This window comes from Pseudomonas sp. NY15437 (assembly GCF_048068435.1).
In the GTDB taxonomy this organism is placed as follows: Bacteria; Pseudomonadota; Gammaproteobacteria; order Pseudomonadales; family Pseudomonadaceae; genus Pseudomonas; species Pseudomonas nitroreducens_B.
On the sequence record NZ_JBLUQC010000001.1, the window covers coordinates 860,117 to 870,568 of the forward strand.

Consider the following 10,452-nt stretch of genomic DNA (forward strand, 5'->3'; position numbering starts at 1 on the left):
CCATGACCGTTTCCAAGAAAGTCACCGTCACCGATACCATCCTGCGCGACGCCCACCAGTCGCTGCTGGCGACCCGGATGCGCACCGAAGACATGCTGCCGATCTGCGACAAGCTCGACCAGGTCGGCTACTGGTCGCTGGAAGTCTGGGGCGGCGCCACCTTCGACGCCTGCGTGCGCTTCCTCAAGGAAGACCCGTGGGAGCGCCTGCGCAAGCTCAAGGCCGCGCTGCCCAACACCCGTCTGCAGATGCTCCTGCGCGGGCAGAACCTGCTGGGCTACCGCCACTACAGCGACGACGTGGTCCGCGCCTTCGTCGCCAAGGCGGCGGTCAACGGCATCGACGTGTTCCGCATCTTCGACGCGATGAACGACGTGCGTAACCTGCGCGTGTCCATCGAGGCGGTGAAGGCCGCCGGCAAGCACGCCCAGGGCACCATCGCCTACACCACCAGCCCGGTGCACACCATCGATGCCTTCGTGGCCCAGGGCAAGGCCATGGCCGACATGGGCGTGGATTCCATCGCCATCAAGGACATGGCCGGCCTGCTGACCCCCTACGCCACCGGCGAACTGGTCAAGGCGTTGAAGGATGCGCTGCCGCTGGACGTGGTCGTGCACTCCCACGACACCGCCGGCGTCGCCAGCATGTGCCAGCTCAAGGCCGTGGAAAACGGCGCCGACCGCATCGACACCGCCATCTCCAGCATGGCCTGGGGCACCAGCCACCCGGGCACCGAATCCATGGTCGCCGCCCTGCGCGGCACCCCGTTCGACACCGGCCTGGACCTGGAGCTGCTGCAGGAAATCGGCATGTACTTCCACGCCGTGCGCAAGAAGTACCATCAGTTCGAGAGCGAGTTCACCGGCGTGGACACCCGCGTGCAGGTCAACCAGGTGCCGGGCGGGATGATTTCCAACCTGGCCAACCAGCTCAAGGAACAGGGCGCGCTGAACCGCATGCCGGAAGTGCTGGCCGAGATTCCGCGGGTACGCGAAGACCTCGGCTTCCCGCCTCTGGTCACCCCGACCTCGCAGATCGTCGGCACCCAGGCATTCTTCAACGTGCTCGCCGGCGAGCGCTACAAGACCATCACCAACGAGGTGAAGCTCTACCTGCAGGGTCGTTACGGCAAGGCGCCGGGCACCATCAACGAAGCGCTGCGCCGCCAGGCCATCGGCAATGAGGAAGTGATCGACGTGCGCCCGGCCGACCTGCTCAAGCCGGAGCTGAACAAGCTGCGCGAGGAGATCGGCAGCCTGGCCAAATCCGAGGAAGACGTGCTGACCTTCGCCATGTTCCCGGACATCGGCCGCAAGTTCCTCGAGGAGCGTGCCGCCGGCACCCTGAAACCCGAAGAGCTGCTGCCGATCCCCAACGGCAAGGGCGTCGCCGCCGCCGGTGGCGAGGGCGTGCCGACCGAGTTCGTGGTGGACGTGCACGGCGAGAGCTACCGCGTGGACATCACCGGCGTCGGCGTGAAGACCGACGGCAAGCGTCACTTCTACCTGTCGGTGGATGGCATGCCCGAAGAGGTGGTCTTCGAGCCGCTCAACGAGTTCGTCGCCGGTGGCGGCAGCAAGCGCAAGCAGGCCAGCGAGCCAGGCCATGTCAGCACCACCATGCCGGGCAACATCGTCGATGTGCTGGTGAAGGAAGGCGACACTGTGAAGGCCGGCCAGGCCGTGCTGATCACCGAAGCCATGAAGATGGAGACCGAAGTGCAGGCGGGCATCGCCGGCACCGTGAAGGCCATTCACGTGGCCAAGGGCGACCGGGTCAACCCCGGTGAGATCCTGGTAGAAATTGAAGGCTGACCAAGGACAGACGGGTCTTTAAGGTTCAGTCCCCGGGGGAGCACGATGCTCCCCCTTTTTTTGCCCGCTGGATTCGCCCCGTTGCTTGATCTGCGTCGGAAATTTCCTTCAGAAAGCCATTAGCGTCGAGGCTGGGAAAACGGACCAGGGCGCGGCAATGGGAAGAGTCGTTCTGTTGTGGATGCTGCTGTGCGCCAGTGCGCAGGCATCGGAGCTGATGGAGCGGCTTGCCGCCCTGGAGCAGGACCCGGCCAGGCGCGAGCAGGCCTATGCCGCCGCCCAGGAGCGCGTCCTGCTGTGCAGCAAGTGCCACGGCAAGGACGGCAACAGCACGCGCGAGCATATTCCCAATCTGGCCGGGCAGAACCCGCAGTACCTCTTCGATGCCTTCGAGCAGTACGTCGACGGCCAGCGTACCGACTTCGTGATGAACCAGGCGGCCCGGCTGCTGACCCTCAACGAGCGGGTGAACATCGCCTATTACTTCAGCCAGCAGAAGGTGCTGCCACGAACCGAAGCGGCGCCGGACAAGGCGCTGGTGGAGCGAGGCGCCCAGCGTTTCGCCAGTGTGTGCGCCACCTGCCACGGCGCCAATGCCCTGGGCCACGACGGCTTCCCGCGCATCGCCGGGCAGTCGCGGGTCTACCTGACCCACGCCTTGCAGCGCTACAGGAACAAGGACCCCAGCCGCGCCGGCTCACCGATGCTGGCGGTGGCGGCGCTGCTCGATGAGGACGATGTCTCCGCCCTGAGCGCCTACCTCAGCCAACTGCAGCCCTGACAGCAACCAGCCGCCCGGAGGCGGCTGGCTGGAGCGCTTCGCCGGCGCGCTGGGGTGCGCCGGGCAGCGGGAGGACGCTTACTGCTGCTTGTCGTCCGCCGGCTTGGCGTCGTCGGCGGCCGGAGTGGCCGACGCTGCCGGGGCGGCAGCCTGCTCGGCGGGAGCGGCCGGTTCTGCTGCAGCTGCCGGCGCTGCCGGGGCAGCGGCCTGCTCTACCGGAGCGGCCTGTTCAGCCGGCTTGGCGGCCGGTTGGGCTTCCTGCTGGGTGGCTGCAGCGGGGGCAGCGGTCGTGGTGGTCGACTCGTCTTTCTTGTCACAGGCGGCGAGAACGGCGCAGGCGGCGAACAGGATGCAAAGCTTTTTCATGGGGTGCTCACTCATCGAGGATGGTCTGGTGCCGGTCAGCTGACCGGGGCGGCAAGCTTTGCCGCCGCCGCGCGGAGAGACCATGACCCGGGCTCCGAGATGCGGCGCGAAATTTCCGAATCTCCCGCACCCAACCTGCCTCTGAAAGTCCCGGCGGGTATCCGTCGTTTTCGCGTTTCGCCCAGGTTCGGCGGCGCGGGCGGCCGGTTGCCGTCCGCGGGTCGGGCGGGAAAGCGAGAAACCTTATATACTCTGCGGTCTTTTTACCGTTTCGATTGTGAGAACCGCCGTGAGCCAGCTGCCGCCCTGCCCTAAATGCAACTCCGAATACACCTACGAAGACGGCGCCCAGCTGGTCTGCCCCGAGTGCGCCCACGAGTGGTCCGCTGACGGCTCGGGCGAGGCCGACGGCGACGCCCGCGTGATCAAGGACTCGGTCGGCAACCTGCTGCAGGACGGCGACACCGTCACCGTGATCAAGGACCTCAAGGTCAAGGGCTCGTCCCTGGTGGTGAAGGTCGGCACCAAGGTGAAGAACATCCGCCTGGTGGACGGCGACCACGACATCGACTGCAAGATCGACGGCATCGGCGCAATGAAGCTGAAGTCGGAATTCGTGAAGAAGGTCTGAGCCTTCTCGCTGCCCATGAAAAAGCCCGGCCATGTGCCGGGCTTTTTCATGCTCCGCATTCGCGAACCGGCAGGCGGCGTTGCTCTTCGTAGGAGCGAGCTTGCTCGCGAACCGGACTCCACGTGTGCGTCGACGGTGAGTGGTTCGCGAGCAAGCTCGCTCCTACAGGTGGTCCTGCGTCCGTCGGAAGGTCGGAGCAGTCACTCCTTGTAGTACACCACCTGGTTGCTGGTCGCCAGCAGCGCGCCGGTCTCGTTCCACAGCTGGGCGCTCTGGTCGAAGAAACCGTTGCGGAACTCCTGGGCGCGGGCGTCGCCCAGCAGGTAGCCCGCGCCGACGTCGGCCATCTGCGCGGCGTCGGTGTGGAAGTAGGTGGTGATCGACACCGTGGGCCGGCACCGGGGTGGCGCGGCGCAGCCAGATGCGCGGGTAGAAGATGTCGCTCATTGCGGCCAGGGAGAGGAAGTCCAGCGGCCGCTCCTGGGCGTCGCGCAGCCACAGCTGGCTGCGGCTGGTCTCGCCGCTGCCGTCCCACTGGGTCGGGAAGGCGCCGGAGACCGGGCGCATCTCGTACTGTTTCGGCCAGGCCACGCCCTTGGCGGTGGGGCTCATCGCCTCGAAGTCGGCGGGCGGGGCCACGTCCGGCAGGGGCAGGTCAGTCAGGCTCCAGGTCTCGCGGCGCAGCGCGGTGACCAGGGTGGCCGTGGTGGTGACCTGCTGCTCGCCGGCCTCATCGGCCTGGGTCAGTTGCAGCAGCCAGTGCTGAGTGGAGCGATTGGTGCGCACCGGCACGGCCTCGACGCGGAAAGCGCCGGCCACCACGGCTGCGGCGTAGTTCACCGTCAGCGACAGCGGGCTGCCCAGCAGTTGCGGGTGGCGCAGCGCGCCCTGCAGCAGGACCGCCGCGGTAACGCCACCGAAGGGGCCGACCATGTTCCAGTAGTCCTGGCTGGTGTGGCCCTCGTAGAGGTTGGGCTCGCCGGCCACGGGTTGCAGGGCCACGGCGCGGTCGAACGGGTGCAAGGCGGTATCGGTCATGACTCTCTCAGCGCTTTTTGTTCTCGGAAGAGGCTCTTGTAGGGGAAAGCGCCGAGGCCGGTCAAGGATACCGAGTGGTCAGGGCGTGACCTCGAACCTCAATGTGCCGATCACCTGGCCCGCTTCCGTGAGCACCTGTACCTGCCAGTCGCCGCTGGGGTCGGTGGGGAAGTTCTGCTTGTGTGTCCAGGCGCGGTAGCCGGCTTCGCGGCCGCCCTTGATGTCGAGGGCGATGCGGTCGACTTCCTGGCCGTTCAGGCGCCAGGCGTGGTAGATGCGCTCGTTCAGCCCGCGCGGTGCGTTGATCGCGGTATAGGCGTAAAGCCCCTGGCTCTTGATCTGCGCGACGCTGACCGTTGCCAGGCTGTCGCCGGGGGTGCGCTGGGCGTTGTCGAAGCTCTCGGTCACCGCCATCTCGGTCATCCACAGGGTCGACGGCGGCACCCAGGCGCGGGCGAACCAGCCCACCGCGCCGATGGACAGGGTCAGGCCGACGAGGGCGAACCAGCGCCACCATTTGTGGATCTTCACCGTCACCGCCAGGCTGGGGAAGGACAGCAGCACGGCAATGGCCAGCGCCGCCTGGTAGCTCTGCGGGGTGCTCAGGTGGAGGATGATCGGCAGCGCGGTGAGCAGCACCGCGAACAGCGTCAGGGTGTGGTAGCCGAGGAAGGTCCAGCGCCGCACCGACAGCCATTTGTAGTAGATCGGGTCGGTGATCGCCGCCAGCCCCGCCAGCGTCAGCACGCCGGTAAACAGCGCCTGGCCGCTGTTCCAGGTGGTGGTGACGAAGAAGAACGGCAGGCAGAAGAACAGGCTTTCCTGGTGGATCAGCTGGGTTCCGTAGCGCAGCAGGCCCGGCGGCACTTCCCAGCCGAAGCGGCTCTTGAAGCGCTGGGTGAGCAGGTTCTCCAGCATCAGCCAGATCCAGCTGATCAGCATGACGATGGCCATGGCGCGGGCGAAGCCGGCGCGGTGGCGGTCCACCATGATGAAGCTGAATACCCCGGAGCAGAAACCGAACAGGGCGATGACGCGCGGGTACTTCTGCAGCAGGCCGACGACGAGAGTGATGAGGCGCTGCACGCGCTCTTTCCAGATGAGCATGGGGCGGGGAGGCATTGCGGTTGGGGGTGGGATTGTAACCCCGGATGTCGGGTTGGGGGTGGGGGAGTGACGGGAGGGGGGTACGGAGTTGGGCGATTCCCTCTCCCTAACCCTCTCCCTGAAGGGAGAGGGGACTCTTCGGCATGCGCGGGAACTGCAGTATTTGCCGGCTGACTCTAAGGCATATCGACGCAGAGGGCGGCTCCCTCTCCCTTCAGGGAGAGGGCGGGGGAGAGGGGCAGGCCGCCACTCCGGCGTTGGTTCGCGAGCAAGGACTGGGCGTCCCCCTCGGTCCTACGAAAAGCCAAAAAGCCAAAAGCGCCCTCAATGCTTCCCGCTCAACTCCTCCCGCGCAAAGTCGACGAACAGCTGCGCCGGTTTGGTCAGCTGGGCGCGCTTGAGCCAGGCGGCGACCAGGCCGGAGGTGCTGACCTCCTCGGCGACATCCACCGTCACCACCTTCTTGCCGTCGTAGGTGCACTCCGAGTGCGGGCGGGTGACCAGCAGGGAGAAGCCGAAGCCCTGGCCGACCATGCCGCGTACCATCTCGATCGACGGCGAGCTGAAGGCGATGTGCGGGTTCAGCCCCAGTTCCTCGAAGATGCGCACGAAGTAGGTACGGCTGGGCTGCACATCCAGCAGGATCATCGGTTCCAGCACCAGGTCGCGCAGGGACACCTTGTCCTGCTTGGCGAAGCGGTGGTTCTCCGGCAGCAGCGTATAGGGGCGCTGGGCCGGCATCAGCGGGTCGGTGGCGATGGTGGCGTCGAGGTCGTGTTCGTAGAGCAGCGCCAGGTCGAAGCGGCCGGCGGTGAGGCCCTGCACCAGCTCCTGCTGCTCGCCGTCGCTGATGCGGATTTCCACGCCGGGGTAGCGCTCGCGAAAGCCCGAGATCAGTCGCGGCAGGTAGAGCGGGGCGACCGTCTCGAAGCAGCCGATGTCGATCTGCCCGGCCACCACGTCGTTGTCGGCCAGGGCGTTCTGCTCGAACTCGTGGGCCATGCGCAGCAGCTCCTGCGCCTTGCGGTAGAAGCGCGCACCGCTGGGGGTGAGCGACACGCCCTGGGCGTGGTGGCGGATGAACAACTGCACGCCGAAGCTCTCTTCCAGCCCCTTGATCGCCGTGGAAATGGACGGCTGCGCGATGTACAGCTTGCGCGACGCCTCGGCCACGCTGCCGCATTCCACGGTGGTCACGAAATACTTCAATTGCCGCAAGGTATAGGAAGCCACTGCACGCCTCGTTGCTGCTTTTTTATACAAGATACCGCGTTGGGCCGGCCGGCGGGGGCGGCCCGTGGCGAAGATTTTCCTCGCCGGGGACCACATTTTTCATGGCCTTGGCTGCCTGCCGCGTCCCTCCGGGCGCGGGCGCAGAGCCACGCGGGTGCCTGCCGGCCGGCGCGCCCCGCGGTGGCGCACAAGGCGCCGCTGTGGTGCGTGGCTGCCCAGCTTTTTCATATACCCCGAAGACAAATTTAATAATTTTCCTGGGCAGGGCCTTGGGCGACCATCCCCTCCACATTCGAACAACAACGTCCCTTGAGGGCGAGCGAAGCAGAAGCAGGAGTGCCCTGGTGTACGAGCTCAACGATTGGCGGCAGCGTGCTGCCCGGCAGACCTTCATCGACAGCGCACTGATCGGCGGCCGCCGCGTGGCCGCGCAGGATGGCGCCACGTTCGCGTCCATCGACCCGGCGACCAATCGCCTGCTGGCCCAAGTCGCCGCCTGTGGCGCCGCCGAGATCGACGCCGCCGTGCAAGTCGCCCGCCAGGCCTTCGAGAGCGGCCCCTGGGCGCGCATGGCCCCGCGTGAGCGCAAGGCCGTGCTGCAGAAGCTCGCCGAGCTGATGATGGCCCATCGCGACGAACTGGCCCTGCTCGACACCCTGAACATGGGCAAGCCGGTGATGGACGCCTGGAACATCGACGTGCCCGGCGCCGCCGGCGTGTTTTCCTGGTACGCCGAAAGCCTCGACAAGCTCTACGACCAGGTCGCGCCGACCGCGCAGAACGCCCTGGCCACCATCACCCGCGCGCCGCTGGGGGTGATCGGTGCCGTGGTGCCGTGGAACTTCCCCCTCGACATGGCCGCCTGGAAGCTGGCGCCCGCGCTGGCCGCCGGCAACTCCGTGGTGCTCAAGCCCGCCGAGCAGTCGCCGTTCTCCGCCCTGCGCCTGGCCGAGCTGGCGCTGGAAGCCGGCCTCCCCGAAGGCGTGCTGAACGTCGTACCGGGCCTGGGCGAAGCCGCCGGCAAGGCGCTGGGCCTGCACCCGGACGTGGACGCCCTGGTGTTCACCGGGTCGACCCAGGTCGGCAAGTACTTCATGCAGTATTCCGCCCAGTCCAACCTCAAGCAGGTCTGGCTGGAGTGCGGCGGCAAGAGCCCGAACCTGGTGTTCGCCGACTGCCGCGACCTCGACCTCGCCGCCGAGAAGGCCGCCTTCGGCATCTTCTTCAACCAGGGCGAAGTCTGCTCGGCCAACTCGCGCCTGCTGGTGGAGCGTTCCATCCACGACGAGTTCGTCGAACGCCTGATCGCCAAGGCCCGCGACTGGACCCCCGGCGACCCGCTGGACCCGGCCAGCCGCGCCGGCGCCATCGTCGACAGCAAACAGACCGCCGGCATCCTGGCCTGCATCGAGCGCGCCCGGGGCGACGGCGCGACCCTCGCCTGCGGCGGCCGCCAGCTGAGCTTCAATGGCTCGGACAACTTCATCGCGCCGACCATCTTCACCGGCGTGCGCCCGCAGCAGTCCCTGGCCCGCGACGAAGTGTTCGGCCCGGTGCTTGCAGTCATCCCCTTTGACAGCGAAGAGGAAGCCGTGCGCCTGGCCAACGACAGCATCTACGGCCTCGCCGCGTCCCTGTGGAGCGACGACCTGCACCGCGCCCACCGCGTCGCGCGCAAGCTGAACGCCGGCACCGTGTCGGTGAACACCGTGGACGCGCTGGACCCGGCGATTCCGTTCGGCGGCGGCAAGCAGTCGGGCTTCGGCCGCGACCTCTCGCTGCATTCCTTCGATAAATACACGCAGCTGAAAACCACCTGGTTCCAGCTGCGCGACTGATACAAGACAGGCCGCCGGCCTCGCGGCCGGCGACTGAGCAATACCCGAATTCCTAACCGAACCGTTCGAGACGGCCGGTGAGACTGCCCAGGTAAGTCCGTCGCCCTCGATCCCCTGAAGACCCCTCAGGCCGGCTGCCGGAGCACCGCCGAGGGATAGAGGAGAAAAGTCGATGACCGACAACACCCGCGCGCCCCGCGACACCCGTGACTACCAGAAAGCGGACGCGGCGCACCACATCCATGCCTTCCTCGACCAGAAGGCGCTGAACGCCGAAGGCCCGCGCGTGATGGTGCGCGGCGAAGGCCTGCACCTGTGGGACAACGACGGCAACCGCTACCTGGACGGCATGTCCGGCCTGTGGTGCACCAACCTGGGCTATGGCCGCAAGGACCTGACCGCCGCCGCCACCGCCCAGCTGGACGAACTGCCGTACTACAACATGTTCTTCCACACCACCCACCCGGCGGTGATCGAGCTCTCCGAGACGCTCTTCAGCCTGCTGCCGGACCACTACAGCCACGCGATCTACACCAACTCCGGCTCCGAGGCCAACGAGGTGCTGATCCGTACCGTGCGCCGCTTCTGGCAGATCGAAGGCAAGCCGCAGAAGAAGATCATGATCGGCCGCTGGAACGGCTACCACGGCTCGACCCTGGCAGCCACCGCGCTGGGCGGCATGAAGTTCATGCACGAGATGGGCGGCCTGATCCCGGACATCGCGCACATCGACGAACCCTACTTCTTCGCCGCCGGCGGTGACCTGACCCCGGCCGAGTTCGGCCGTCGCTGCGCGCTGCAGCTGGAAGAGAAGATCCTCGAGCTAGGCGCCGACAACGTCGCCGGCTTCATCGCCGAGCCGTTCCAGGGCGCCGGCGGCATGATCTTCCCGCCGGAAAGCTACTGGCCGGAAATCCAGCGCATCTGCCGCCAGTACGACGTGCTGCTGTGCGCCGACGAAGTGATCGGCGGCTTCGGCCGCACTGGCGAATGGTTCGCCCACCAGCACTTCGGCTTCCAGCCCGACACGCTGTCCATCGCCAAGGGCCTGACCAGCGGCTACATCCCCATGGGCGGCCTGGTATTGAGCAAGCGCATCGCCCAGGCGCTGGTGGAAGAGGGCGGCGTGTTCGCCCACGGCCTGACCTACTCCGGCCACCCGGTGGCGGCCGCGGTGGCGGTGGCCAACCTGCGCGCGCTGCGTGACGAGGGCTGGGTAAGTGCGGTGAAGAACGACACCGGCCTGTACCTGCAGCAGTGCCTGCGCGAAGTCTTCAGCAACCACCCGCTGGTGGGCGACATCCAGGGCGCCGGCTTCGTGGCCGCGCTGCAGTTCGTCCAGGACAAGGCCACCCGCAAGCGCTTCGACAATGAGAACGACATCGCCTGGCGCTGCCGCACCATCGGCTTCGAGGAGGGCGTGATCATCCGCTCCACCCTGGGCCGCATGATCATGGCCCCGGCGCTGGTCGCCGGCCGCGCCGAGATCGACGAACTGGTCGACAAGACCCGCCGCGCGGTGGACCGCACGGCCCAGGAAATCGGCGTGCTGTAAGCCGTCTTTCCCTGTAGGAGCGGGGGGGGGCGCGCCCCCCGCCCGCGGGGGGGGGGGGGGGGGCGCCCCCCCCCCCCCACCCCCCC

8 protein-coding genes and 1 pseudogene are annotated in these 10,452 nt (G+C 67.2%); 5 read left to right on the forward strand and 4 right to left on the reverse strand.

The annotated features are described in order from the left end of the window. Positions 1-2: 2 nt before the first annotated feature. Positions 3-1,817 carry a sodium-extruding oxaloacetate decarboxylase subunit alpha gene (oadA, locus tag ACNFIA_RS03955; protein ID WP_416782972.1) on the forward strand — a complete coding sequence of 605 codons (1,815 nt, stop codon included), beginning with the start codon at positions 3-5 and terminating at the stop codon, positions 1,815-1,817. Positions 1,818-1,974: 157 nt separating this feature from the next. Then, positions 1,975-2,598, forward strand: a complete 624-nt coding sequence (locus ACNFIA_RS03960; protein WP_416782974.1) for a c-type cytochrome — start codon at positions 1,975-1,977, stop codon at positions 2,596-2,598. 78 nt (positions 2,599-2,676) lie between these two features. Here ACNFIA_RS03960 and ACNFIA_RS03965 read toward each other — a convergent pair whose 3' ends face one another. Beyond that, positions 2,677-2,964, reverse strand: coding sequence for a hypothetical protein (locus tag ACNFIA_RS03965; RefSeq protein WP_416782975.1), 288 nt, complete (start codon positions 2,962-2,964; stop codon positions 2,677-2,679). Positions 2,965-3,253: 289 nt separating this feature from the next. Between ACNFIA_RS03965 and ACNFIA_RS03970 the strand changes: the two genes are divergently transcribed. Next, positions 3,254-3,595 carry a zinc ribbon domain-containing protein YjdM gene (locus ACNFIA_RS03970; RefSeq protein ID WP_138213617.1) on the forward strand — a complete coding sequence of 114 codons (342 nt, stop codon included), beginning with the start codon at positions 3,254-3,256 and terminating at the stop codon, positions 3,593-3,595. Positions 3,596-3,795: 200 nt separating this feature from the next. Here the strand turns inward: ACNFIA_RS03970 and ACNFIA_RS03975 are convergent. The 3 genes and pseudogenes from ACNFIA_RS03975 to ACNFIA_RS03985 all read right to left on the reverse strand — a co-directional run bounded on the left by ACNFIA_RS03975 (position 3,796) and on the right by ACNFIA_RS03985 (position 6,973). Further along, positions 3,796-4,633 (reverse strand): annotated as a pseudogene (locus ACNFIA_RS03975) (acyl-CoA thioesterase). A gap of 78 nt (positions 4,634-4,711) precedes the next feature. After that, on the reverse strand, positions 4,712-5,740 hold the full coding sequence (locus ACNFIA_RS03980) for a DUF5924 family protein (protein WP_416782977.1): 1,029 nt from the start codon (positions 5,738-5,740) through the stop codon (positions 4,712-4,714). A 324-nt stretch (positions 5,741-6,064) separates the two neighbouring features. Next, entirely contained in the window at positions 6,065-6,973 is a 909-nt protein-coding gene (locus tag ACNFIA_RS03985) for a LysR substrate-binding domain-containing protein (RefSeq protein ID WP_416782979.1), read from the reverse strand. Positions 6,974-7,317: 344 nt separating this feature from the next. Here ACNFIA_RS03985 and ACNFIA_RS03990 point away from each other — a divergent pair, with 344 nt between their 5' ends. Beyond that, positions 7,318-8,811 carry an aldehyde dehydrogenase gene (locus tag ACNFIA_RS03990; protein WP_416782981.1) on the forward strand — a complete coding sequence of 498 codons (1,494 nt, stop codon included), beginning with the start codon at positions 7,318-7,320 and terminating at the stop codon, positions 8,809-8,811. A gap of 172 nt (positions 8,812-8,983) precedes the next feature. Then, complete coding sequence (locus tag ACNFIA_RS03995; RefSeq protein WP_416782982.1) at positions 8,984-10,366, forward strand: aspartate aminotransferase family protein; 1,383 nt, start codon at positions 8,984-8,986, stop codon at positions 10,364-10,366. Positions 10,367-10,452: the final 86 nt, after the last annotated feature.

Coding starts and splice junctions, on each gene's coding strand:
- ACNFIA_RS03980 (WP_416782977.1), bottom strand. CDS start 5,740: ATGCTCATCTGGAAAGAGCGCGTGCAGCGCCTCATCACTCTCGTCGTC.
- ACNFIA_RS03965 (WP_416782975.1), bottom strand. CDS start 2,964: ATGAAAAAGCTTTGCATCCTGTTCGCCGCCTGCGCCGTTCTCGCCGCC.
- oadA (WP_416782972.1), top strand. CDS start 3: ATGACCGTTTCCAAGAAAGTCACCGTCACCGATACCATCCTGCGCGAC.
- ACNFIA_RS03995 (WP_416782982.1), top strand. CDS start 8,984: ATGACCGACAACACCCGCGCGCCCCGCGACACCCGTGACTACCAGAAA.
- ACNFIA_RS03960 (WP_416782974.1), top strand. CDS start 1,975: ATGGGAAGAGTCGTTCTGTTGTGGATGCTGCTGTGCGCCAGTGCGCAG.